The organism is Saccharothrix sp. 6-C, from assembly GCF_016695385.1.
Classification (GTDB): domain Bacteria; phylum Actinomycetota; class Actinomycetes; order Mycobacteriales; family Pseudonocardiaceae; genus Actinosynnema; species Actinosynnema texasense.
Window position 1 is genome coordinate 2,097,697 of the sequence record NZ_CP064192.1, and the last position, 22,826, is coordinate 2,120,522.

The 22,826-nt window shown below is 71.3% G+C and carries 22 protein-coding genes and 1 pseudogene; 6 read left to right on the forward strand and 17 right to left on the reverse strand.

Going from position 1 to position 22,826, the window contains the following annotated elements; translation table 11 throughout:
* Positions 1–6: 6 nt before the first annotated feature.
* From IOD16_RS09695 to IOD16_RS09740, 10 genes are all read right to left on the reverse strand, one after another.
* Positions 7–1,638 carry a class I tRNA ligase family protein gene (locus IOD16_RS09695; protein ID WP_123742569.1) on the reverse strand — a complete coding sequence of 544 codons (1,632 nt, stop codon included), beginning with the start codon at positions 1,636–1,638 and terminating at the stop codon, positions 7–9.
* On the reverse strand, positions 1,635–2,006 hold the full coding sequence (locus IOD16_RS09700; protein WP_201439749.1) for a cupin domain-containing protein: 372 nt from the start codon (positions 2,004–2,006) through the stop codon (positions 1,635–1,637). Before IOD16_RS09700 ends, IOD16_RS09695 begins: the two co-directional genes overlap by 4 nt.
* Positions 2,007–2,025: 19 nt before the next feature.
* On the reverse strand, positions 2,026–3,345 hold the full coding sequence (locus IOD16_RS09705) for a lysine N(6)-hydroxylase/L-ornithine N(5)-oxygenase family protein (protein ID WP_201439750.1): 1,320 nt from the start codon (positions 3,343–3,345) through the stop codon (positions 2,026–2,028).
* Positions 3,346–3,478: 133 nt separating this feature from the next.
* The gene (locus IOD16_RS09710) at positions 3,479–3,715 is read right to left on the reverse strand and encodes an acyl carrier protein (RefSeq protein WP_123742567.1); all 237 of its coding nucleotides are present in this window, start codon (positions 3,713–3,715) and stop codon (positions 3,479–3,481) included.
* A complete protein-coding gene (locus tag IOD16_RS09715; RefSeq protein WP_201439751.1) occupies positions 3,712–5,559 on the reverse strand; it encodes an HAD-IIIC family phosphatase in 1,848 nt (615 codons plus the stop codon). The genes IOD16_RS09710 and IOD16_RS09715 overlap by 4 nt, the downstream gene beginning before the upstream one ends.
* Positions 5,559–6,593 (reverse strand): 3-oxoacyl-[acyl-carrier-protein] synthase III C-terminal domain-containing protein, encoded by a 1,035-nt coding sequence (locus IOD16_RS09720; protein ID WP_201439752.1) that lies wholly within the window; start codon positions 6,591–6,593, stop codon positions 5,559–5,561. The genes IOD16_RS09715 and IOD16_RS09720 overlap by 1 nt, the downstream gene beginning before the upstream one ends.
* A 258-nt stretch (positions 6,594–6,851) precedes the next feature.
* Positions 6,852–7,328, reverse strand: coding sequence for a VOC family protein (locus tag IOD16_RS09725; RefSeq protein ID WP_201439753.1), 477 nt, complete (start codon positions 7,326–7,328; stop codon positions 6,852–6,854).
* Positions 7,325–8,323, reverse strand: coding sequence for an NAD(P)/FAD-dependent oxidoreductase (locus IOD16_RS09730; protein WP_201439754.1), 999 nt, complete (start codon positions 8,321–8,323; stop codon positions 7,325–7,327). Before IOD16_RS09730 ends, IOD16_RS09725 begins: the two co-directional genes overlap by 4 nt.
* Positions 8,320–10,791 carry an aminopeptidase N gene (pepN, locus tag IOD16_RS09735; RefSeq protein WP_201439755.1) on the reverse strand — a complete coding sequence of 824 codons (2,472 nt, stop codon included), beginning with the start codon at positions 10,789–10,791 and terminating at the stop codon, positions 8,320–8,322. Before pepN ends, IOD16_RS09730 begins: the two co-directional genes overlap by 4 nt.
* A gap of 162 nt (positions 10,792–10,953) precedes the next feature.
* Positions 10,954–11,331 carry an MmcQ/YjbR family DNA-binding protein gene (locus IOD16_RS09740; RefSeq protein WP_201441283.1) on the reverse strand — a complete coding sequence of 126 codons (378 nt, stop codon included), beginning with the start codon at positions 11,329–11,331 and terminating at the stop codon, positions 10,954–10,956.
* A gap of 758 nt (positions 11,332–12,089) precedes the next feature.
* On the opposite strand from IOD16_RS09740, the gene IOD16_RS09745 reads away from it, so the two are divergent.
* Entirely contained in the window at positions 12,090–12,437 is a 348-nt protein-coding gene (locus tag IOD16_RS09745; RefSeq protein ID WP_123742562.1) for an NIPSNAP family protein, read from the forward strand.
* 60 nt (positions 12,438–12,497) lie between these two features.
* Positions 12,498–13,016 carry a hypothetical protein gene (locus IOD16_RS09750; RefSeq protein ID WP_201439756.1) on the forward strand — a complete coding sequence of 173 codons (519 nt, stop codon included), beginning with the start codon at positions 12,498–12,500 and terminating at the stop codon, positions 13,014–13,016.
* 45 nt (positions 13,017–13,061) lie between these two features.
* Here the strand turns inward: IOD16_RS09750 and IOD16_RS09755 are convergent, their stop codons facing one another.
* The 4 genes from IOD16_RS09755 to IOD16_RS09770 form a co-directional block, all read right to left on the reverse strand.
* Positions 13,062–14,342 carry an APC family permease gene (locus IOD16_RS09755; RefSeq protein WP_123742560.1) on the reverse strand — a complete coding sequence of 427 codons (1,281 nt, stop codon included), beginning with the start codon at positions 14,340–14,342 and terminating at the stop codon, positions 13,062–13,064.
* Positions 14,339–15,211, reverse strand: coding sequence for a TIGR03621 family F420-dependent LLM class oxidoreductase (locus IOD16_RS09760; protein ID WP_170185014.1), 873 nt, complete (start codon positions 15,209–15,211; stop codon positions 14,339–14,341). Before IOD16_RS09760 ends, IOD16_RS09755 begins: the two co-directional genes overlap by 4 nt.
* Before the next feature lie 169 nt (positions 15,212–15,380).
* Positions 15,381–17,204 carry a glutamine--fructose-6-phosphate transaminase (isomerizing) gene (gene glmS, locus IOD16_RS09765; RefSeq protein ID WP_201439757.1) on the reverse strand — a complete coding sequence of 608 codons (1,824 nt, stop codon included), beginning with the start codon at positions 17,202–17,204 and terminating at the stop codon, positions 15,381–15,383.
* Positions 17,205–17,230: 26 nt separating this feature from the next.
* Positions 17,231–17,512 carry a hypothetical protein gene (locus IOD16_RS09770; RefSeq protein WP_268957690.1) on the reverse strand — a complete coding sequence of 94 codons (282 nt, stop codon included), beginning with the start codon at positions 17,510–17,512 and terminating at the stop codon, positions 17,231–17,233.
* Positions 17,513–18,041: 529 nt separating this feature from the next.
* Here IOD16_RS09770 and IOD16_RS40910 point away from each other — a divergent pair.
* On the forward strand, positions 18,042–18,167 hold the full coding sequence (locus IOD16_RS40910) for a hypothetical protein (protein ID WP_268957691.1): 126 nt from the start codon (positions 18,042–18,044) through the stop codon (positions 18,165–18,167).
* A 557-nt stretch (positions 18,168–18,724) separates the two neighbouring features.
* On the opposite strand, the gene IOD16_RS09775 is transcribed toward IOD16_RS40910, so the two are convergent.
* Positions 18,725–19,096, reverse strand: coding sequence for a hypothetical protein (locus tag IOD16_RS09775; RefSeq protein ID WP_201439758.1), 372 nt, complete (start codon positions 19,094–19,096; stop codon positions 18,725–18,727).
* Here IOD16_RS09775 and IOD16_RS09780 point away from each other — a divergent pair.
* Both IOD16_RS09780 and IOD16_RS09785 read left to right on the forward strand, forming a co-directional pair.
* Entirely contained in the window at positions 19,089–19,346 is a 258-nt protein-coding gene (locus IOD16_RS09780; RefSeq protein WP_201439759.1) for a hypothetical protein, read from the forward strand. The genes IOD16_RS09775 and IOD16_RS09780 overlap by 8 nt on opposite strands.
* A 46-nt stretch (positions 19,347–19,392) precedes the next feature.
* A complete protein-coding gene (locus IOD16_RS09785; RefSeq protein WP_201439760.1) occupies positions 19,393–20,148 on the forward strand; it encodes a hypothetical protein in 756 nt (251 codons plus the stop codon).
* Positions 20,149–20,171: 23 nt separating this feature from the next.
* Here the strand turns inward: IOD16_RS09785 and IOD16_RS09790 are convergent.
* Positions 20,172–20,302: pseudogene (locus tag IOD16_RS09790) on the reverse strand (IS110 family transposase); the annotation flags it as partial.
* A 2-nt stretch (positions 20,303–20,304) separates the two neighbouring features.
* Between IOD16_RS09790 and IOD16_RS09795 the strand changes: the two are divergent.
* Positions 20,305–20,661 carry a hypothetical protein gene (locus tag IOD16_RS09795; RefSeq protein ID WP_201439761.1) on the forward strand — a complete coding sequence of 119 codons (357 nt, stop codon included), beginning with the start codon at positions 20,305–20,307 and terminating at the stop codon, positions 20,659–20,661.
* Between the two features lie 672 nt (positions 20,662–21,333).
* Here the strand turns inward: IOD16_RS09795 and IOD16_RS09800 are convergent.
* Positions 21,334–22,173 (reverse strand): DDE-type integrase/transposase/recombinase, encoded by an 840-nt coding sequence (locus IOD16_RS09800; RefSeq protein ID WP_201439762.1) that lies wholly within the window; start codon positions 22,171–22,173, stop codon positions 21,334–21,336.
* Positions 22,174–22,826: the final 653 nt, after the last annotated feature.

Sequence of the window (22,826 nt, forward strand, 5' to 3'; positions counted from 1 at the left end):
CTCCTCCTAGCTCACGCCGTCGAGGGCCACGTGCTGGCCGGCGTGCGCGTGCGTGCCGGGCAGCGACGGGAACCGGAACGGCCGGATCTCGGCCGGCATGTCGTCGCTGATGGACAGGTCGACGCCCTGCGCGGACACGTCCGCCGCCACGTCGACCAGGATCGGCGCGGCGCACGCGAGCAGCGTGCGCGCCTCCAGCAGCAGGTCGCCCGGCTGCGTCGGCGCCGCGCCGTTGCGGCGGTGGTCCACCGCGTCGGCCAGCGACCGCAGCCGCCCGAGCTGCGTCACGATCGTCTCCGCGGCCCGGCCCATGCTGAACCCGGGCAGGTCGTAGCACAGCCGGAACCGCTTGAGCACGGTCGCCGCGCGCCAGCGCCCGGCCTCCGTGGTCACCAGCGGACGGGTGCCGTCCACCCCGACCATCGCCAGCGCGATGGCCTCCGCCAGGTCGTTCCACGGCGTGATCAGCCGGCGCGTGGTCGTCGTGTGCAGCGACTCGCGGGTGAAGTTCGCCCGCTGGAACTCCGGGCCGGTCAGCGCCAGGTAGAACCGCACCAGGTCGCGCGGCACCTCCGCCAGCAGGTCCGCGCTCCAGATCAGGTGGTTGCGGCTGGTGGAGAACTTCTCGCCGTCCAGGTCGTAGAACTCGTTGCAGACGTTGGACTCCGGCGTCGTGTACTTGTCGCCGTGCGCGAGCAGCATCACCAGGTCGACCAGGCCCCAGTGGTAGACGTTGTCGAAGCCGTGGAAGTACACGAGCTCCGCGTCGTGGTCGGCGCGCCAGAGCTCGTCGACCTCCGCCGTGGGGCGGCCCAGCTGCGTCGCCGTCCACCACGTGGCGTACATCGAGGCGGGCATCGCCTCGACCCACGGGTAGACGATCTGGCCCGGGGTCTCCGGGAACGGCGCGGCGATGCCCCACGTGCCGGGGATCGTCACCGGGATGTCCGGCAGCGGCTTGGACAGCAGCTCGCCGATCAGCTGCCGGGCGTGCGGGCGCCAGCGCGGCGTGCGCGCCGCGTAGTAGGACGTGAGCCGCTCGCGGTAGTCCTCCATCGGCAGCACGAGGATCTCGCACTCCCGGTACACCACGGTGTCGCTCGGGTCGATGGTGTACTTCGGGTCGAGCAGCTCGTCGAAGTTGTTCGGGTGGCCGCAGTTCTCGCACGCGCCGCCGCAGCTGGAGGCCAGGCAGGACGGGCAGGTGCCGGTGACGAGGCCGTCGTAGAGGAACGCGCCGGCGTTGCGCGCGTACGGCAGCTGCACCTTGCGCAGGTGGAACCGGCCGGCGGCGTGCAGCTCCTTGAGGAAGTCCAGCACCGTCGCGCGGTACCGGTCGTCGATGGGCGGCAGGCCCGGCATCAGCGTGCCCATCGCGTCGAGCGAGCGCTCGATCTTCGCCATCGACGTCCGGACCAGCTCGTCGGGCGCCAGGCCGCGCCGGTGCGCGGTGGACACCACGTAGCTCTGGCTGTCGTCGGTGCACGTCGTGTAGAGCACCTGGCGACCGGTGGCGCGCAGGTAGCGCGCGTACACGTCGCCGCCCAGGTAAGGGCCCGACATGTGACCGACGTGCAGGTCGCCGTTCGACGTGGGTGTCGCGGCGACGACGATCGCCGGTCGGGAACGGGTCGTCACGAGGCGGCTCCCTCGTGGCGGGCGGCGAACTTCCCAGCCAGCTCGGCGTCCCACCAGATCGCGTAGAACTGGAAGTCCTCGGCGCCCTTGTTGACGACCTGGTGCTTCTCGTGCGGCGTGAAGTGCACGACGTCACCGGCCTTGAACGGGGTGGCGCCCGCCTGCGTGATGATCTCGGCCTCGCCGGTCATGGCGACCCAGATCTCGTACTCGTGGTGGCCGTGGGCGCCCGACTCGGCGCCGGGGCGCACCACGCACCACGAGCCCTCGAACGGCGCGTTGACCAGGTCCCACGGCATCAGGCGCTGGGCGTCCAGGCCGTTGTCGAGCTTGAGGTTGTCCCGGTCCAGGGGGCGGATTTCCATCATGGTGACGACTCCTCTCGGGTCAAGCGGGTTGGGGTGCCTCGGCGAACAGCTCGGTGACGCGTTGCGACACCACCGGCACGGTGTCCTCGGGGCCCTGGGCGAGGTCGGCGACGATCTCCGCCGCGCGGATCGCCAGCACGCTGATCAGCGAGTCGGCGATGCCGTGCGTGGCCTCGTTCACGCCCTGCAGGTACACGCGGGCGGACACCGCCTCGGGCAGCTGGAGGCGGTAGCCGCGGGTGACGGCGAAGTCCTCCTGGCCGACCTCGGCGGCCATCGCGCGGACCAGCGTCGGCATCCGCTTGTCGAAGCCGGTGCCGAGCATCACCCGGTCGCAGCGCAGCTCGCTGCGCTCGCCCGTGCGGCGGTCCAGCAGGGTCAGCACGACCTCGTCGTCCACCAGCGCGGAGTCGACGATCTCCGCCATGGTGATCATCGACAGCCGCTGCGTGCCGGTGAGCTTCTCCAGGTACATCGTGTTGTAGAGGTTGTCCAGCATCGAGGGCGACAGGCCCGCGTAGTTGGTGCGGTGCATCTCGCGCAGCAGCTGCGACCGCGCCTCCGGCTGCGCCTCGTTGAACTTGTCCACGAAGGACGGGTAGAACAGCTCGTTGGTGAACTTGCTGCTCTCGTAGCCGTTCAGGCCGATCGAGCGCATCACCATGGTGACCTCGGCGCGCGGGAAGGTCGAGTGCGCCGACCACAGCATCTCCGCCGCGCTCTGCGCGCCGCCGACCACGACGATGCGGTGCTCGCCCTGCGGGTCCAGCTCACCGATCCGGGGCACGAACTCGGTGCTGTGCACCACCCGCTCCCGCGGCAGCGCCGCGAACTCGGTCGGCAGGTGCGGGTCGCGGCCCACGCCGATGACCAGCGTCGCGCACGACACCGTGCCGCCGTCGGCGAACCGCACCAGCCAGCGGTCCACGGAGCCCGCTTCGCCGCGCTGCGGCTCCACGGCCACCGCGCGCCTGCCGTGCTGCAACCGCACCTTGGTCAGCGACTTCGCCACCCACGCCAGGTAGCCCGAGATCTCCAGGCGGTAGGGCGTGAAGGTGCCGAGGTTGATGAACTCGTCCAGCCGGCCCGTCGAGTGCAGGTAGTTGACGAACGAGTACGGGCTGGTCGGGTTCCGCAGCGTCACCAGGTCCTTGAGGAAGGACACCTGGCTGCGCGACCAGGGCAGCAGCATCCCGCGCTGCCACACGATGTCGTCGTGCTGCTCGGTGACGAGGGTCCGTTGGGCGAGGTCGGGGGACAGCTCCTCCAGCGCGACGGCGAGGGCCAGGTTCGCGGGGCCCGCTCCGATCGCGAGCAGTTCTACATCCTGGTGGTCCAACTCAGTCTCCAAGCCTTGTCGGGCGGCGCCGCGGCGGCGGTGCCGGCGTGCGGGACGTGCGGACGGGGCGCGGGTGCGCGGCCCGGTCCGCGTCGCCGGGGACGTCGTGCGGCCCCGGCGTCGGGAAGGTGGGTCAGGAGGTGGGGCGCACCAGCGCCACGACGTCGTCGACGGTCCGGGCGGCGTGGAACGCGCGCAGGTCCAGCGTGACGTCCAACCGGTTCTCCAGCTGGGCCAGGGCGTCCAGCGAGCTGATGCTGTCCCACTCGTGCCGGGCCAGCACCGGCTCGCCGCGCAGCACGTCGACGCTCACGTCGAGCGCGCCGGCCAGGATCTCCAGCACGGACTGCTCCACCGTGATCTCGGTCATCGGGCTACCTCGTTCCCTTCCAGCAGGTTGATCCACGCGGGCGTGCCGGGCAGCCCGGTGTCGGAGTCCAGGGCCAGCGCGTACGCGCCGTCGCCCTCGCCGGTGAACCCGGCGTCGGTCCAGAAGCCCTTGGCCAGGCCGTTCTTCTTCGACGGCACGTACCGCCCGCGCAGCGCGGTGGCGCCGGCGGCGTGCGCCCGGCGGGCGAGCCAGGCGGCGATCGCCAGCTCCACGCCGCGCCCCAGCACCCGGCAGCTGAGCACGAGGTTGTCGACGTGCCACTCCGCGTCGGAGCGGTCGACCCACGCCGCGCCGATGACGCCCTCGTCGCCGAACCGGTCGGCCACCGCGAAGGTGACGACCAGGTGGTCCGGGTCCGCGATGCGCCGGCCGGTCTCGGCCTCGTCGAACCGAAGGCCGGTCAGGTTGAACTGGTTGGTGCGGGCGGCCAGCTGCGCGACCCGCGCCACGGCGAAGCCGTCCGCCTCCTCGACGACCAACCGCACCTGCAACGCGTGCAGGTAGTCCTCCGAGGAGCCGAAGCCGCCCGCGAAGTCGTTGCGCAGCGTCCGGCTGCGGTACAGCTCCGGCCGCGCCAGGTCGGTCTCGGTCAGCTCCGCGACGTCGAACCAGCCCTGCGCCAGCAGCGTCCGCACGATGTGCGCGGGGTCGCCGTCGGCGGCCAGCACCACGACCTCGGGCAGCTCCTCCTCGACGTGGCCGCGTTCGAACGGCGAGTCGTCCAGGAACACGAACGACCCGATGCCCAGCCCCAGCGCGGACGCCGCCTCGCGCAGGTTGCCCGCCTTCGGCGACCAGTTGACGGCCTTCGCGGAGAACGCCTCCGGCCGCAGCAGCACCTCCGGGTGCGCGGTCAGCGCCTCGTCCACCAGGTCGGCGTCGTTCTTGCTGGCCAGCACCAGCACCACGCCCTGGTCGCGCAGCCGGCTCGCGGTGCGCTGCACCTCCTGGTAGGCGTTGCCCGGGTAGAGGCCGCCGAGCTGCACGCCCTCCGCGCCGACCTCGCCGAGCACACCGCCCCACAGCGTGTTGTCCAGGTCCAGCGCCAGCACCTTGCGCGACAGGCCGGCGCGGACCTGGGCGAACCGCCGCACCTCCCGCGCCAGCAGGTACAGCGCGCCGTCGGTGTAGGGCAGGTCGCCGTAGCGGTGCAGCCGGTCGTCACGCGCCGCGTGCGGCGAGTCCGCCAGCACCGACACGAGGTCGGTCACGGCCACCTGGCGGTGCTGCGCGGCGAGGTCCAGCAGGCCCTCGTTGAGCTTCGCCCACGCCTTGGACAGCGCGGCCCGCGCCCGCCAGCTGATCACCGAGTCCCGCACCTGGGCGGGCAGCGGCACGGTGTGCAGCAGCACCGTCGCGGTGCAGCGCTCGACGGCCGAGAGCACCAGGCCCCGCAGGTCCGCCAGCCGGGCTTCGAGGTGCCCGGCCAGGCCGTCGACGTCCGTCGCGGCCCAGTCGTGCGGCAGGAAGGCGGTCTCGTCCAGCAGCAGGGTGATCACGTCGACGCCGTCGAACGGGTCGGTGGCCAGCGTCAGCTCGAACATCCCGTACGGGCCGGGCGCCAGCTCCGGCAGGACGCCCGCCGACACCAGGCTCGCCCGCAGGATCTGCTCGTAGGACCCGATCGTGCAGGTCGCGAGCACGGCCACGCGCAGCGGCCGCAGTCCCTCGGCGTCCTCCAGGCGGGCCAACAGCTTGCCCGCCTTGCGCAGCACCATCGGGTCGGTCACCAGCGCCAGCCGCGTCAGGTCCGCGGGTGACGGCGCGCGACCCTCGGCGACGGCCGCGCGCAACGACTCCAGCAAGTCCGCCCGGTCGCTCATCAGATCCGCACCAGCGTGCAGTACCAGCGCATGCCGATGGAGATCCCGCACAGGGCCACGACGTCGCCGGACTTCACGTCGCCGCGCTCGATGTGCTCGCCGAGGCAGAACAGCTGGTCGGCCGCGCCCATGTGGCCGTGGCTGAGCGACAGCTCGGCGTTGGTGTGCTCGACCGTGACGCCGAACGGCTCCGCGACCTCCTCGATCGTGTCGGTGGAGTCGTTGATGTAGATGACGTGCTTGAGGTCGTCGCGGGTCAGGTCCGCGCGGCGCAGCGCGTTGTCGATGGTGTCGGTGATGCGCTGGTTCAGCGTCGCGACGAACTCGCGCAGCTTCGCCGGGTCCTTGTCGAAGTGCGCCTGGATGCGGGCGTGCCCGGGAGGCGCGTCCTTGGCCGTCCAGCCGTCGAACGGGAGCGGGTTGGCCGCGCCGCCGACCTCCGTGCGGAAGAAGTCCGACAGGTCCGGGTCCACGAACTGGTCCGTGGCCAGCCACTTGACGCCCTCGTGGCCGCGCTTGAGGACCGCGGCCACCGCGCCGTCGCTGTGCACGGCGTTGTTGACGTTCATCCGGTTGCGGTGGAACTCGCTGACCCGGTTGACCGCGATGAACAGCACCGTCCGCAGCTCCGGCTGGAGCGCGAGCTGACCGGCGACGTAGCCGAGGCCCGTGACGCCGCACGCGCAGCCCTCGGTGAGCAGCATCGTCTGGGTCGTGCCCTCGACCTTGAGCCGGCGCGCGACGGCGGCCGACGTGTCCCAGTGGTGGTAGTCCGGCACCTCGGAGGCGGCCACCACGACGAGGTCGACGTCGTTGGGGGCGAGGCCGAGGCGGTCCAGCGCGTCCTGCCCGGCGAGCGTGGCCAGGTCGGTCGCGGTCACGCCGTCCGGTGCCCGGTGGAACGTGTGGTAGCCCCAGCGGACGACGCGTTCGGGGTCGCCCACGTAGTCACCGGCCGTCTGCGCGACGTCCTGGTCCTCGCCGGTGGCGTACCCGAAGCCCGCGACTCCGAAATCCACGAGCTGGCTGGCCATGAGCACTCCTGTCCTGTGACTGCTTTTCGGCACGATGAAGGCCCGCCCGGCGCAATTCGCGCCAGGCCGGGAAAAAGTTGTGAGAGAAGTGGTGGAATGTGCGTCGCAGACGTCACCCCTGACGTCTGCGACGTCCTGACGTGCGTGGATGGTGCGGTGAAAGCAATCCTGGTGCGACGAGCCCAGTCAGTCGGATTGCGCGGTGAGTGGCTCACCGTCTCCGTTAATTATTTACTGCCGGCGCGCCGGAAGCAATATTCAGAGACCGCTTTTCGGCGGTGCGCTGATCGGGTTTCCCGATGGCTGCGATAGGCCGCGGCGCGCGGTGGCGTACTGCACGAGCTCCACGAGCACGCCGGCGGGCTTGGGCGCGTACAGGTACTGCACCGCCATGCCCTCCCGCGCCCCCCGGCACGGTTCCGCGTCCACGAGCGCGAAACCGTTGGCGCGCAAGCGGGACGCCTCGGCGCCGAGGTCGTCCACTTCGAACGCGAGGTGGTAGAGCCCCGGTCCGCGCGCGAGCCGCCCGGCCACCGCCGAGTCCTCCCGCACCGGCGCGACCACCTCCACGGCCGGGGCCGCGAGGTCCGCGCCCACCTGCCAGAAGTCGCACGAGACGCCGTAGTCGCCCGCGACCCCGCTGTCCGCTTTGGACAGTCCGAGCACGGCGAGCAGCGCGCCCACCCCCTCGGCGTCCGCGGTGAGCAGGCCGACGTGGTCGAGGCCGAGGATCACGACGCCACCAGCTCCGCCGCCGCGCGCCGGCTCGCCGCCAGCACGGTCTTCGCCGCGCCGCCGCTGCCGCCGGTGAACGTGGACACCCCGCCGCCCGCGTCGACCAGGCGCAACCCGCCCGGTGAGCGGTAGCAGTCGAACGACGCCACCACGCGGTCCGCGACGACCTCGCCGCCCGCGACGCCGAACCGTCGTCGGGCCGTGTCGAGCACCCGCGCGGCCAGGTCGTGGTCGGGCGTCACCCCGTCGGGGTCGACGTCCCAGCGGTCGCACCCCATGCCCAGCAGGAAGGCGCCGTCGCGGTCCGGCCGCCCGTACAGGCCGGTCCGGTCGTCCACGAACGACGCCGCGCACGGGATCGGCAACCGGTAGAGGCCGTACTGGATCTGCTTGGCCCGCAACGGCTCGCCGCCGACCAGCCGGGGCGTCCACGCGCCGGCCGCGACGACCACCGCGTCGAACGCCGTCACGCCGGCGGAGGTCCGAACCGCCGGTCCCGGCAGCACTTCGGCAACCCGCTCGGTCCGGACGTCGCCGCCGTGCCCGGCCAGCCACCGCAGCGCGTGCTCGCGGAACCGGTCGGGGGAGAAGTGCCCGGCGTGCCGCTCCACGACGCCGGCCGCGTCGGCGGGCAGGTCCCGGAACCCGAAGCGCCGCGCCAGCTCGGCACCGTCCACGACGGACGCCGAACCCGGCAGCACCGCCTCGACGGCGGCCACGGACGGCGTGACGTCGTCCGCCGTCACGTACACCGACCCGGTCTCCCGGTACCCGGCCCAGTCGCGGACCAGGTCGTCGGCCCGCAGCTCGGCCAGCGACTCGGCGGCGTCGCGCGCCGCGTCCCCGTCCACCTCGAACCCGCGCACCAGCCCGCCGGACGCGCCCGAGGCGTCGGCGGCGCCCGGCGCGTAGACCGTCACGTCCGCGCCGGCCGTCCGCAGCCGCCAGGCCAGTGCGGCGCCCGCGACGCCGCCGCCGACCACCGCGGCTCTCACCCGCGCCTCGCGTGCACGGCGCGGCGCAGGTCGTCGGTGAGGTCCGCGCCCCGTCGGCGCAGCGGCAGCGGCAGGTCGTCGCGCCCGAACAGCTCCTCGGCCGCTTCGATCGTGGCCTGCTCGGTGGCGTAGCGCGGGTAGAGCCACAGCACGAGCGTGTCCAGCACCTTGTCCTCGCGCAGCCGCGCGACGTCCACGATCTCGGCGAAGAACCTGGTCACGTACGGCGCGGTCAGCTCCCGCTGCTCCGGCTGCCAGAACCCCTCGGCGGTGGACCACAGCCGGTAGCTCGACAGCTCGGCGTCGGTGGTGATCGCGGCCCACGCGGCCGCCTTGGCCTCGGCCGTCGGGATCGCCGCCCGCGCCTTCACCGCGAACTGCTCGGTGTGCGTGCTCGGGTCCGCCGCGTACGCCTCGTCGATCTCCGCCTCGGTGAACGCGCCCAGCACCGCGAGCCGGTAGCGCACCCGCCAGGCGAGGTCGGCGTCCAGCTCCAGCCCGGCCGGCAGCGGCACGCCGTCCAGCCAGCCGCGCAGCTCCGAGGTGTCGGAGGTGAACTCCACCAGGCCCCGCGCCAGCGCCAGGCCGAGCTCGTCCCGCGGCGCGACGCGGGACAGCCGGTCGCGCGCCGCGTCCGCCACGGCCTTGAGCAGGCCCGGCCGCAGCTCGGGGTCCAGCAGCCGGTCGGCCACGTCGACGCGGGCCTGTTCGAGCACCTCGATCACGATCGACAGCTCGGTCTCGTAGCCGAGCATCCGCGTCACCAGGTCCAGGTGGTCGGTCGCCGGCACGGCGCCGTCCACCACGCCCTGCAGCAGCTGCGCCCACACCATCGCCCGGTCGATCGGCGCGAGCGACGGCAGCACCTCGGGCAGCGCCCGGCGCGACGCGTCGTCGTAGCGGATCTTCGCGTAGGTCAGGTCGTTCTCGTTGAGCAGCAGGAACTTCGGGACCCCGCGGCCCACCAGCTCGGGCAGCTCGGTGCGCGGCCCGTCCACGGTCACCCGGACCGTCTCGTGGGTGTCGCCGTACAGGCCGATGTCGATGGTGTGCGGCCGCAGCGCCGGGTGCGAGTCCGGCGCGGTCTGCGTCACGGCGAACGACGTGATCACGCCGTCCTCGGCGGTGAGCTCCGGGGCCAGCGTGGTGACGTTGGCGGTGCCGAGCCAGCGGTTCGCCCAGTCGGTCATGTCCCGGCCGACGGCCTCGCCGATCGCCGCGTTGAAGTCCGCGAACGTCGCCGCGCCGTACGCGTGCCGGGCGAAGAAGATCCGCAGCGCCTCGCGCATCGCGTCGTCGCCGATGTGGTGCGCGAGCTGCCGCAGCGCCGACGAGCCCTTGAAGTACGAGATCCGGTCCAGGTCCAGCAGCGCCGACATGGCGTCCGCGCCGTCGATCCACACCGGGTGGGTCGAGGGCCGCTGGTCGGCCGTGTACGCCTGGCCCTTGCGTCGGGCGGAGAACGTCGTCAGCGGGCCGGTGAACTCGGTGACCTCGCTGGGCACCCGGTGCGCCAGGTAGTCGGCGAACGCCTGGCCCAGCCACAGGTCGTCCCACCACTTGTTGGTCACCAGGCCCGCCCACCACATCAGCGACAGGCCGTGCGCGATGACCACCGCGCGGGTCTCGTGCTCGCTGCGCGGCGCAGGGGTGCGGAACAGGTACAGCTCCTTGAGCAGCACGCAGCCGGGGTGGTCCAGCGACAGGTAGCTGAACTCGGGCGCGAAGACCTGGTCGAACCGGCCGAACGGGTAGCGCACGCCGAACAGGCGGTGGAACTCGTCGAGGCACTGGGCCGTGACGTCGAAGACCTCCTGGATGTCGGCCTCCAGCGCCTCGGCCACCGACGCCCGGCAGTGCACGCCGAGCGGCACGCCGTCGTGCACGGTCTCGAACGAGGCGTACGGCCCGGCGACGACCGTGGTCAGGTACGTGGCCTGAGCCACGTCCTGCACGACCCGCCAGCGCCCGGCCGACACCTTCGTGGCCGCACCCGTGCCCAGGACCGTCCACTCGTCGGGGACGGTGAGGTCGAACGTGAACGGCGCTTTCAGGTCGGGCTGGTCGAAGCAGGCGAAGATGCGCGGAGCGTGGTCGAGGAACACCGCTCCGTACACGTACACCTGCTCGTCGGCCGGGTCGACGTAGCGGTGCAGGCCCTTCGACTCCCGCGAGTAGGCCATGTCCGCGACGACGACCAGCTCGTTGGCGGCGGCCAGCCCGGTCAGCGGCAACCGGCCGTCGACCAGCGCGGACACGTCCAGCTCGCGGTCGTTGAGCCGGGCGCCCAGCAGCGCCTCCGGCTTGACGTCCACGAAGGTCGACCCGCCCTCCCCGGCGGTGAACGAGATTTTCGTCGTCGACCGAAATACTTTCCCATCGCCGGTCAGATCCAGGTCCACGTGATACGAGTCGATCTCCAACAAAGCGCCCCGGGCGGCTGCTTCGGAACGAGTCAAACTGGCCATGCGGCGACCCCTCCTGCTTGATAGGGAGGATCGTAAACACGAGTTGTGCGTCGTCAACGGCCCAATTCGGTTCCCTTATAGGCCCTACCCAGGAAACGCTGATGACCCGCTCGGGCAGCTTCCCGGAGGCGCCGTTTCGCCCGTCCGGCGGTGTCGGCGCGGCTATCGCCCCAGGTAATCACGCGCGACGCGCTTCGGCACGCACATTCGCCAGGCGTCTACCACCAACTCGGTCAACTCCGCCTCGTCCAGTTGAGACAAGGTGGCCCGAACCCAGTTGTACCGCTCGTCCGAAGGGACCGGGGGATGGAATTTGTCGGGGTCCGAGGCAATCAGCGCCGCCCGCTCCTCCTTGGGGAACGCGAATCCCATGGTCAGCTCGTCCGGTGACAGGGCGAGGTACACGATGCGTCCGATGCGGTATTTGACCCGGTCGCGGACCAGCGCCTCCTCCGTGCGGGGGAGGGCTCGGGCGATCCGGCGCACGTCCTCGGCCGTGACGCCCCGGCGCGGCGCCGTCCAGCCGCGGGTGCAGGCCAGGTAGCAGTACTCGTCGATGACCTTCGCCAGCGAGCGGCCCGGTCGCCCGAGGTCGTCGAGCAGCTCGGGCTCGGGCACGCCCGCCTCGGCCAGCAGGTCGACCGCCCAGCCTCGGGTGAGCAGCAGGTGCGCCCGGTACGCCGCGCCGTCGCGACCGCCGTGCAGCCGGTCGGCGATCATGTTGTCCCACGGCGGCAGGCTGTTGGGCCGCAACGCGAACAGCAGCTTCGACGCCGCCGTCGGCCCCAGCGTCCGGGTGCCGCGCGGGGTGGCCGCCGCCGTGCTCGCCGACAGCGCGGCGAAGCCGTCGGCCAGCCGCGCCACCTGCTCGTCGGCCAGGTCGGCGAGCCACGTCTCGGCGCCGGGCAGGGCGTCCCGCCACGTCGCCCACCAGGCCGCCAGGCTCTCGTCCAGCACGCGCGGCTCACCGGGGCGGGGCGTGCGGATGCGGCAGCCCCACGCGTTGAGCCACACGTGCGCGGCTTCCCGGTGCGCGGCGACGCCCAGGTCGAACTCCGGCGCGGTCGCCGCCGTCAGGACGGCCCAGGACTTCTCCGGGGTGGTGAAGCCGCCGAACTCGGACACGGCGGCGCGCAGGGTGGTCAGATCCGGTTTCACGACGCGGCACCCTAGTCGGCCCCTTGCGCGCCGGCGTGCTCGTCGGTAGAAACGTCGGCGAGCCCGGCGTTCGGCCCGCCCCAGCTGCGCGCACCCCAAAACCCACTACGGCGTACCGCCGCGTCCTTGGAGTGCCACCCATGACCGAGCCCTGGTTGCTGGAGATCCGCGTGTTCAAGCTCAAGCCCGGCACCCGAGCCGAGTTCGACCGCATCAGCCGGGACGGCACCATCCCGCTCATGCGCCGCATCGGCATCACGGTGCTCTCGTTCGGACCGTCCCCTTTGGACGAGGACGAGTGGCAGCTGGTGCGCGCGTTCCCCGGCCTGGACGAGCGCGTCCGCCTCGCCGGCTCGCTGTACGAACACCCCGAGTGGGCCGAGTACGGCGACCCGGTCGGCGAGATGATGGCCGACTACAGCACGGCGCTGCTGCCCGTGCCGGAGAGCACGGTCAAGCTCCTGTCCGAGCCCGGCGCGTTCGCCTAGCGCCGTGAGGCGCCCGGCACAGCGGTGGAACCCGCCGGTCACGGCACTAGGATTCCGCCGGTGACCAGGAACCTGTCGCACCTCGCGGCCATCGCCAACGTCGACGCCGACTACCGCCACTACCCCAAGGACGTCATCGCGCTCCCCGACCACGACCTCGCCCTGCCCGACGCGCACCTGAAGTGGTACGAGGTGCGCGAGCCGCAGGACGTGGTGGACCCGGGGCTGCGCGAGGAGGGCAGGGCGTTCCTGCGCGAGGAGGCGGCCTCCGGCGAGCTGGACATCTCCGGCGACCTCGGCTTCGTCGTCCACCACCTGTGCCGGGGCGACTTCTACTTCCTCATCGTCTGCACCTGGCGGCGCGAGAACGAGATGTGGGAGACCGTCTACATCCGGGACGTCAAGCAGCACGACAGCTACCGCCGTTTGGAGCAGGGCAAGCACCGCGAGGTGCTCTGCGTGTGGGAGATGGGCGCGGTGCTGCACGAGCAGCAGGCGTGGATCCGCTACCTCTACTCCGACCGGGACGAGCAGGCCAAGATCGCCTACCTGGACGACCGGTTCACCGGCACCGTGTGACGAGTCCGGGGTCGCCGCCCGTCGCGGCGACCCCGGACCTCCCCGTCACGGCACGACTTCGCCCACCGGGTCCTGGCGCCGCTTCCGGTTCCACCGCAGGAACAGCAGCGCCGTCGCCGTCACCACCAGCGGCCACAGCATGTACACCGCCGTGGCGACCGTCAGCCCCACCACGCCGAGGAACGCCACCAGCGCGGCGTACCACGCGGGCGACCGCGTGGGCAGCAGCTTCAACGCCGCCGCCGTGCCCAGCAGGTACACCGCCACGAACTGGCCGGTGGTCAGCAGGACCAGCAGCTTCGCGCCCGTGCCCGTGCCGATGGCCACCGCCAGCGACAGGAAGCACAGCGCCACCACGACCACCAGGCTGCGGCGGGGCACCTCGCCCGCGACCGTGCCACCGGACAGGTTGCGCGGGAACGCGCCGTCCCGCGCCAGCGCCGCGCTCAGCTTCGACGCGCTGGCCATGTAGGCGTTGATCGACCCGATGGTCAGCAGCACCGCCGCGACGGCCGCCACCACCTTCACGTCACCGCCGACCGTGCGCGCGATCAGCTGACCCAGCGGCGCCTCCGACTCGGCGGCCGCCGGGCCGAGCACCGCGATGATCGCGAACGCCACCGACAGGTACAGCAGGCCCACGATCGCGACGGCGATGCCCGTGGCGCGCGGCAGGTCGCGCGCCGGGTGCCGGAACTCCTGCGCCAGGTGCGTGATCGCCTCCCACCCGGCGAAGCTCCACACCAGCAGGCCCGCGGCCGGCGCGATGGCGAGCCAGCCGTGCGGCGCGAACGGGGTCAGGTTGCCCATGTCGACGTGCGGCACGGCCAGCAGCACCGAACCGAGCACCAGGAACACCAGGAGCGCGGCCAGCACGAACTGCACCGCGCCCGACGCGCGCAGGCCGATCCAGTTCGTCACGGCCATGCTGGTCAGCAGCGCCAGCGCGGTCACCACGACCGTCCACTGCCCGCCGCCGACGGCCTGCTCGACGTACGCGCCGGCGAACAGGGCCGCCGCGGTCGTGCCCGGCGGCACGGCGAAGTAGAAGCACCAGCCCACCACGGCGGACAGGCGTTCGCCGAACGCCAGCCGCGCGTAGGTCGAGACGCCGCCCGCGTCCGGGTGCCGGGCGCCCAGCGCCGCGAACGTCGCCGCCAGCGGGGCCGACAGCACCACGAGCGCCAGCCACGCCAGCAGCGACGCCGGACCCGCCATCTCCGCCGCCAGCGCGGGCAGCGCGATCACACCCGTGCCCAGCACCGCGCCGACGTACATGGCGGTGCCCTGGCCGACGGTCAGCCGACCGCCCTTCGCGCCGGTCATGCGACCGCGGCGCGGGCGAGCGCGATCGACGGCCCCAGGGCGTCGAGGTACGGCCGCTGCACGTTGAACGACGTGAACCCGAACCGGGCGTGGGACGCCGCGACCTGCGCCGCGATCTCGTCCGACGAGCCGATCAGCATGTACGGCGAGTCGAGCACCACCTCCGCCGTCAGCTCCCAGTCCGCCGCGATCCGCGCGGCCGCCGCCTCCCGGTCGTCGGTCAGCTCGACCACCTGGACGAACGCGTTGAGCGTGACGTCCCGCCCCGCCGCCGCGTCCCGCACGAACGCCACGCGCTCCTCGGTCTCGTCCGAGCCGATGACGCGGAAGTTCCCCGTCGGCTTGCCCTTGATGTGCTTGATGCCGCCCACGCTGACCACGTCGGCGCGTTCGGCGGCCAGGCGCAGCATCCGGTCACCGGTGCCGCCGATCAGCACCGGCGGGTGCTCCACGTCGGCTTCCGCGTCCAGCAGCTTCCGCAGGTCGTCCAGCAGCGAGCCGACGTGCTCGACCCGCGCGTCCATCGGCGTCCACGGGATGCCGGCCAGGTCGAACTCCTGCTTGATGATCCCCGCGCCGATCCCGAGCTGCAGCCGCCCCCCGCTCATCCGCTGCACGGTCTGCACCTCCCTGGACAGCAGCGACGAGTTCCAGAAGGCCCCGTTGAGCACGTAGGTGCCGACCTGGAGGGTGGGCGAGACCTGGGCGGCGAGGTTCAGCACCGAGAACGGCGACGTCCGGTTCGGCCCGAGGTGGTCGACGGCCAGCACGGAGTCGAACCCGTAGCCCTCGGCCGCCCGGCACGACTCGACGAGCGCGTCGTGCGTGGCCGGTGTAGCCAGCGTGATCCCGAACGATAAGTGGTTCACGGCGTCCCCCGCAGTTCGTTGTCGGCGAAAATACGCAAACAGTTCCGCGCGGGACGACGCAGGTCAACTCCTCCCGGGACCTGGGCGGTATGGGCCGATAGCGATCCCCGATGCGTCACGCGAATGGCCGCGCCTGAACGGTGCAGCCCGCCCCGGTCGCCCTCAAGCGCTACTCGACGGTCACGCTCTTGGCCAGGTTGCGCGGCCGGTCCACGTCGCGGCCCAGCGCGTGCGCGAGGTGGTAGGCGAACAGCTGCAACGGCACCGACAGCGTGATCGGGGCCAGCGCGTCGTGCGCCTTCGGCACCCGGATGACGTCCGTGGCCAGGCCGGGCGGCAGCTCGGCGTCGGTGACCGCGATGACCGGCCCGCCGCGCGCCTTGATCTCCTCGATCGTGGCGGTGTTCTTGGCCAGCAGCTCGTCGTCCGGCACCAGCACCACGGTCGGCATCTCCGGGTTGATCAGCGCCAGCGGCCCGTGCTTCAGCTCGGAGGCCTGGTAGGCCTCGGCGTGCACGTAGGAGATCTCCTTCAGCTTCTGCGCGCCCTCCCGCGCGGCGGGCCAGCCGCGCACCCGGCCGACGAAGAACATGTGCCGCGCGTCGGCGTACTTCCGCGCGACGGCCGCGATGTCGTCCTCGGCGGCCAGCACCTGAGCGATCTGGTGCGGCAGCTGCGCCAGCCCGGCCACGAGCCGCCTGCCCTCGGTGATGGACAGGTCGCGCACCCGGCCCAGGTCCAGCGCCAGCATCGCCAGCGCCACGGCCATCGTGGTGAACGACTTCGTCGCCGCCACGGACACCTCCGGGCCCGCGTGCAGGAAGACACCGTGGCCGCACTCGCGGGCGATCGTGCTGCCCACCGCGTTGACCACGCCGATGACGTGCCCGCCCTTGCGCTTGAGCTCCTGCACGGCCGCGAGCGTGTCCAGCGTCTCGCCCGACTGGCTGATCGCGACGTACAGCGTGTCCGGGTCGACCACGGGGTTGCGGTAGCGGAACTCGGACGCCGGCTCGGCGTCGGCCGGGATGCGGGCCAGCTCTTCGACCAGCTGCGCGCCCAGCTGGCCCGCGTAGTACGCCGAGCCGCAGCCGAGCAGCTTGACCCGGCGGATGCGCTGGTAGTCCTGCGGGGTGAGGCCGACGCCGTCCAGCCGCGCCGAGGAGAACCGGTGGTCCAGCCGCCCGCGCAGGCAGCGGTCCACCGCGTCGGGCTGCTCCTGCATCTCCTTGTACATGAAGTCGGGGTGCTCGCCCAGCTCGTACTCGGTGCTCGCGACGTCGATCGAGGTGGGGGAGCGGGTGGTGCTGGTGGCGCGGGCGTCCATGGTGGACGTGCGGTAGCCGTCGGCGGTGACCACGGCGATCTCGTCGTCGTCCAGGTAGATCACCTGCCGGGTGAAGCGGACCAGGGCGGTGACGTCGGAGGCGACCAGCATCTCCTGCTCGCCGACGCCGAGCACGACCGGGCTGCCCCGGCGCGCGGCGACCAGCTCACCCGGCCGGTCGGCGTCCGTCACGATCACCCCGTAGGTGCCCTCGACCTGCGCCAACGCCTCGCGCACGGCGCCTTCCAAGGTGCTCGCGGCGCTGCGGGCGACCAGGTGGGCGAGGACCTCGCTGTCGGTGTCGGAGGCCAGCGCCACGCCGTCGGCCGCCAGCTGCGCGCGCAGCCGGTCGGAGTTCTCGAACACGCCGTTGTGGACGATGGCGACCCGTCCGGCGGTGTCCACGTGCGGGTGGGCGTTGCGGTCGGTGGGCTCCCCGTGGGTGGCCCACCTGGTGTGCGCGATGCCCGTGCGGCCGGCCGTGCCCTCGGGAACGGCCTTGCGCAGCTCCCCGACGCGCCCGGCGGTCTTGACGACCCGCAACCCGTCCCCGTCCACGACCGCGATGCCGGCCGAGTCGTAGCCCCGGTACTCCAGCCGGTGCAGACCCTCCAGCAGCACGGGCACGGCGTCCCTCGGACCCACGTACCCGACGATTCCGCACATACCCGGTGCTCTCCCTCTTCGTCGGCCTAGCCGTAGACGATCCGGCGCAGCTGCCGTTCGGACAGCGGCGGCGCGGCCACGGGCCGCACGTCCAGCTCCTCCCGCAACAACACCCAGATCCGGGCGTTGCCGACCCCGGCGCGCCTCAACTCGGCGTGCCGGCGCACCACGTACTCCTCCGCCGTCTCGACGAAGTAGCCCATGACATCCGACACAACCCGCCGCGCGAGCCCGCCGGGCAACCCCGTCGTCCTGACCACGTGCCGGAGCAACTCCTCCGGCACCTCGTCTCCCACGGGCTCCAGCATGACCACAGCCAACCACCGACCCAAATACCGTGCCCGATTCCGGGCACGGCCCACCGACTGCCCTGGCGGTGGCCGTGCGTAATCGAGTCGTACTCGCCGTCTTCCCGGCGGGGTGACACGTCGGGCGGGCGACCGCTCGAGCCACTCCGGTGTGCTGGGTGGGTCTCGCCGCAGATCAAGCCGAACTGACCTGGACGCTGTTGGGAGTGGATCGACGAGGTGCTGGTGGCACGGTAGTTCGTCGACCGCCGCCAGTTGTCCGACTGCTGGGCGCTGCACCCCGGCGCGGCGCTGGACGCGGTCGCCGAGACGATGGTGCGCGAGGCGGTCGCGACCAGGAAAAAAAGAAGTGCGGTCCCGGCGTGCGCCTGGGCCGGCCGCTACCCCGGCACCGGACCCTGCGGCGCAGCCGGCCGGTGTACGTGGCGTCGTATGCCAGCGCGCGGGGTGAGTCGGGCAACCCGCCTACCTGGTCGCCGGCTGCTGCTCCAGCTGTCACCGACGCCCGTCGAGCCGCCAGCCGGTGTCGGTGCCGCGCGGCCCAGCGACCAAGACCGACATCACCCGCGATCCGGCCGAGGACCCGGCGGAGCGCCGCTACCGGGGGCCGCATCTGGAACGCGCGGCCAGGCTGGACATCGCGGCGGGACGCTGAAGCCCAAGCGGCTGCCGCTTCCGCTGCGGCGGCGGAACAGCGGGAAGCGCCTGACCAGGCATGATGAAAGAGGGCGCCGCTGCAGCAGGCGCGTTCCCCGGCCATGTGCACCCGAGGCCGACGGATCGGCGTGTCGGCGCCGTCGTGCCGCTCTACTGCGCTGCGCGCACGACTGGTGACCCATCCGACTTGACGCGTTGGCGCGCGCAGTGCGCGGACGTAGCGCCACCAGTCCGAGGCCGTCAGACGACCAGACCGATCCGCGCCATGCGGTTGCTGCGTATGCCTGCAGTCCTGTGCACGGCACGTGAACCTCAGGCGTCTTGCCTGGTCACGGCTTCCTGATCCACTGCAGAGCGTTTGGCAGCCGACTTTCAGCTGCCTAACACTGATGCGTCGAAGTGCGCTACAGCGAACTACGGTGCCGATCAACCGCAAAAATGTGGCATGGAAAAGAACGCGCCACCCGATCGGAGTATGGCGTTTCGGGTATCGCTCAACATAGAGTCGTCGTCTGACTCGGGGGAGTCTTCGGGGGGAATTTCGCCTGTGCAGCATCACTGCTGAACACGGCTCGACTCTGGACAAGAAGCAAGCGACACCGTCGCAGGCGGCACTCCGCACGCAACGCTCGATTCGCCCCCGAGAATTGGTATCACCAAAGGGGGATTTGTTGTGAAAACCAAAGCATTCTTACTGACGATCTTGGCGTGTCTGTCCATGGCGGCAGGGAACGGGACGGCCTCCGCGACGGAAGTCTCAGTCACGCCACCGACGAATTCGATCACCACGGCGACGTGGCCGAGTCTCACCGCCACGTCGAGCACGCCGGGACAGTTCGGCGCCGCAGCCGTAATTACCTGTACGCCGAACGTGCAGAGCCCGCACAACTCCACACACGTGCCCGGTACCGTCAACGTCGTGGTCACGCTGTCGTGCACCGCACCCGTACCCTATATCTCGATTCGCGCGGCGCTCTATCGCAGCGGCAGTCTGGTCAAGGACTCCGGGGCGAAGAGTGTCTACGGCGCGAGGTCCGCGCAGAACAACGCGGCGGAGCCGTGCCACGGGGCGACGTACCAGGGCTGGATGTCCTACGTCGTGCAGTTCCCCGCCGGCTACGTTCCGCCTACGGGGGCGAGCTCCGGCTTCGGGCCGACCAGGGCCATCACCTGCTGATAGCCTCGTCACGAGCACCACTGCGAACACGGAGTTGGGGTCAAGGGTGGCGTACCGGGCACTCGAAACACTGAGGCGGCGCTTCGCGGAGTTGGATGCCGATCCGCTACCCGAAACCGAATCCGGACTTGCGTGCTTCGCTTCGGTCATGGGCTCGTACACCAACACGAGCATGCCTGAGGATCAGGCCGCCCTCGTTCCCGCCGATGCCGACGAACTGGCAGCCGAATGTCGACTGCTCAACGTCATCGCACGAGACGAGGGCGGCCTGGTCTCCGGGCCTCTGGATCACGAACGACAGCACTGGATCGCTACCGCACGCCACAGCTGGCCACCCAGACGAGCGCATTTCATCGAACCGACCAGTACGTCACCAGGGCGGCGCAGCACCAAGCCTTTCAACATCGGGATGTTCACTTCTACGGCCACCCGTACCGGCAAGAGCAGTTGGCGGACCTACCTCGACTTGTACTCCGGTTCGGACCTGTATCCGCTGCCATGGCGCACGTGGCTCGTCCGGACGGCCGGTTCAGTGTTGGAGATATCCTCGGCACAGCAATGGGCCGATCTGGTGCAGGCGTACCCTGACCGCGAAGCAGGCTTGATCTACCCGCGGTGGACGGATATCGCGAAGGACTACGACGGCGTCCACCTGACCTTGCGGGCGATAGCTTCGACCCAGGGTTTCTCGTTCACTACACCGTCAGGGTCCACTGCCCCGGCCTTTTGGGACGTGGAATCGACCTTTTGGCTGCGCTGGTGTGTCACCTCTGCAGACCTGATCGATATAACTACCTGTTGAGCCGGAAACGCTCGGCTTCCGGTAGGCCGGTTGCGGGTGGCGTTGGCGATGACGAAGGCGTCGCGGGCGTCGGTCTTCGCGCGTCCCGGTAGAGGTCGGCGATGCGACGCATGGTCAGGCCGGGCAGGTAGGCCACCCGGTGACCGGCCGCGCGGGGTGGGCATCGTCGGCCGGGCCATCGCGGGTGTAGCGGGGGTCGCCGTCGACGCCTTGCCAGTGCGACTGCTCCTCGGTGTCGACCTCGTCGTCGGCCACGCCCGTGTCACCCTGGCCTGCGGGCATTCCCGTGCCGTGCCGGTCGAGCGGTGGACGACCTCTCAGCAGAACTCGACGCCGGTCGGTCCGGGGCAGGCGGCGAGTGCCCAGGCGTCGGAGATCAGGCCGCCGCTGGAGGAGGTGACGGTCGCCGTGACGTGGCGGTCGGTTCTGGTGGTGTTCACTGCCACGGTGCAGGTCGATGACGTGGACGTGCAGCTCGCCGGGAGCGGGGCGCCGCTCAGTGACCAGGAGTAGGTGGCGCCGGGGGTCGGGGACTGGACCCGGAACTGGATGGTGGAGCTGTACGACGGTCGCGGCGAGACGCAGGAGTTGCTGTAGACGGGCGGGTAGGTCCAGTAGGGGTAGATCGTGCACTCCAGGCCGGCAGCCTGGGCACCGACGGGGGAACCGGCCTGGGCTGTCGAGGGCAGGGTGACCAGGGCCAAGACTCCGATGGCGGCTACGAGGGCGTGAGACAGTTTCCGCACGAGTTCGACCCCTTTGGGTGATGTGATCCGGAAGTGCCGTATCCAGCATCACCGGTCGGGAGAACCGGAACATCGACCGAACGGTGCGACCTCGGTCAGCCGGTCAGCCCTCATGGCCGCGGTCAGCCGTCTGTGGTCGTCGCCCGAGAGCGGTGAGCACCGAGCGGATCGTCGGTGGCGGGTACGGCTCGCGCAGCTGCAGCGGCGGCCGTCCGCCTTCGCGTATCCGCGCTCCGACGCGCTCCGATGCGCTCCGCGAACAGCGTTGCCGCCCAGTTCGAAGAAGTCGTCATTCAGCCCCCCTGGCACGCCCAGCACCGCGCCCACAGCTCGCGCAGCTTCGAGGCTGGGTCCTCGTTCCTGGTCAGGGCGTCGGCGGTCTTTGCCGGCGCGTTGACCGGTAGCGGTAGCTCCGCCGCGTCCAGCTTGCCGTCGGTGATCAGCCGGGAGGATCCGGAGCAGCCGGCGGGGGTCGGTCGGCAGCCAGGTGTTCGCGCAGCATCGCGAGCTGGAACCGAGCGGTGCCGCCGGCCTCGTCGTCCGGCCGGCCATCGGTATCCGAGGCGTCGGCCCCGGCCGCCGCGATCGCAGGGGGCGGTGTGTCCGCACAGCGGATCTTCGACCGGCGATCGGCGGTAGAGATGTGACTTGCCGGGTGATGGGCGATCCGGCGGCCGGAGATCGAGGTTGGGTTGGGGCGGACGTTCACACGAGGCCGCAGGGTGGCGGCAACTGCACGGATGACTACTCGCCGAGCTGCGCATGGCAAGGCTGCTCGACCGGGCACCCGAACGTGCTCGGGTCTGCTGCACGAATAGGTGACAGTTGTAGTCACGCAGCCTGGCTGGCCGCGGTCGGTGTGCACCACGCAGCCGACGATCTCACCGCGGAGGGCGACGGCGTTGGTGAGCGCGGCGACGGCGAGGCGGGACCTCATCCGGGAGTCGATGGAGTAGCCGACGATCCGGTTGGAGCGGACATCCTTGACCGCGCACAGGTACAGCTTTCCCTCTGTGGTGCGGTGTTCGGTGATGTCGGCCGGCCACAGCCGGTTCGGTGCGGTGGCGGTGAAGTCGCGGCGGACGAGGTCGTCATGGACCGGCGGACCGGCCTTCTTCCCGTTGGGACCGCGTTTCTTGCCGAAGGCACTCCACCAGCCCGTGGACGAGCAGATCCGCCACGCGGTCCGATCCGCCATCGACAGGCCCACGGCGCGCGCCTCGTCAACCAGGAACCGGTAACCGAACTCCGGGTCGTCGCGGTGGGCGTCGAACCGCACGTTCGCCCGATACGCCTGATCGAGTTCCGTCCCGGTGACCGGCCAGCCACGCCACCGGTAGTACGGCTGTCGAGCGATGTCGAGTACCCCGCACGTCACCGAGACGGGAAATCCCGTCGGCGGCGAGCTCGCTCACGAGCGGGTAGAGCCATTCCCCGGCAGGTCCGCCTGCGACAAATGACGGTCAAGCCGGGCTCGCGGTCACGCGCGACCCGCACGACACCGTCGCGGAACTCCTGGGGGTAGGGCTTGGGCACAGCGACATCCTCCCAGCTCACCATCACGGCAAGCCAACTCGGATGTCACCTATCGGTGCAGCAGACCCAACCGGTACCTCATCTACGTGGCGTGCCACCGGCTAACGCACGGCGGGGGCCGCTGGTGTGTTCTCCGGGGTGTCCGCGCAGGGCGGCGTCCCAGACCGCTAGGCCCGTACCGGGAGGGTGGCGGGGGTCGGCGCTGTGAGGACGGGCACGCGGGCAGTGCCGGCGCCGGGTTCGCCGGCACGCGCGGTGACGGTCATACCGCGTGGTTCGAGGTGGAGGTCGGCGGCCCGGGGCGCGGCGAGTTCGGAGCGGCGGGTGGCGATGGCGACGCCGGTCAGCAGCAGTGCGCGGTCGCGCAGGGCGAGCCCTCGGGCGCCCGTGTCGATG

What these genes read in the sequence shown, in the direction of transcription:
- IOD16_RS09745 (WP_123742562.1), top strand. Translation starts at nt 12,090, where the DNA reads ATGACCGAGCCCTGGTTGCTGGAGATCCGCGTGTTCAAGCTCAAGCCC.
- IOD16_RS09710 (WP_123742567.1), bottom strand. Translation starts at nt 3,715, where the DNA reads ATGACCGAGATCACGGTGGAGCAGTCCGTGCTGGAGATCCTGGCCGGC.
- pepN (WP_201439755.1), bottom strand. Translation starts at nt 10,791, where the DNA reads ATGGCCAGTTTGACTCGTTCCGAAGCAGCCGCCCGGGGCGCTTTGTTG.
- glmS (WP_201439757.1), bottom strand. Translation starts at nt 17,204, where the DNA reads ATGTGCGGAATCGTCGGGTACGTGGGTCCGAGGGACGCCGTGCCCGTG.
- IOD16_RS09715 (WP_201439751.1), bottom strand. Translation starts at nt 5,559, where the DNA reads ATGAGCGACCGGGCGGACTTGCTGGAGTCGTTGCGCGCGGCCGTCGCC.
- IOD16_RS09770 (WP_268957690.1), bottom strand. Translation starts at nt 17,512, where the DNA reads ATGCTGGAGCCCGTGGGAGACGAGGTGCCGGAGGAGTTGCTCCGGCAC.
- IOD16_RS09720 (WP_201439752.1), bottom strand. Translation starts at nt 6,593, where the DNA reads ATGGCCAGCCAGCTCGTGGATTTCGGAGTCGCGGGCTTCGGGTACGCC.
- IOD16_RS09755 (WP_123742560.1), bottom strand. Translation starts at nt 14,342, where the DNA reads ATGACCGGCGCGAAGGGCGGTCGGCTGACCGTCGGCCAGGGCACCGCC.
- IOD16_RS09700 (WP_201439749.1), bottom strand. Translation starts at nt 2,006, where the DNA reads ATGATGGAAATCCGCCCCCTGGACCGGGACAACCTCAAGCTCGACAAC.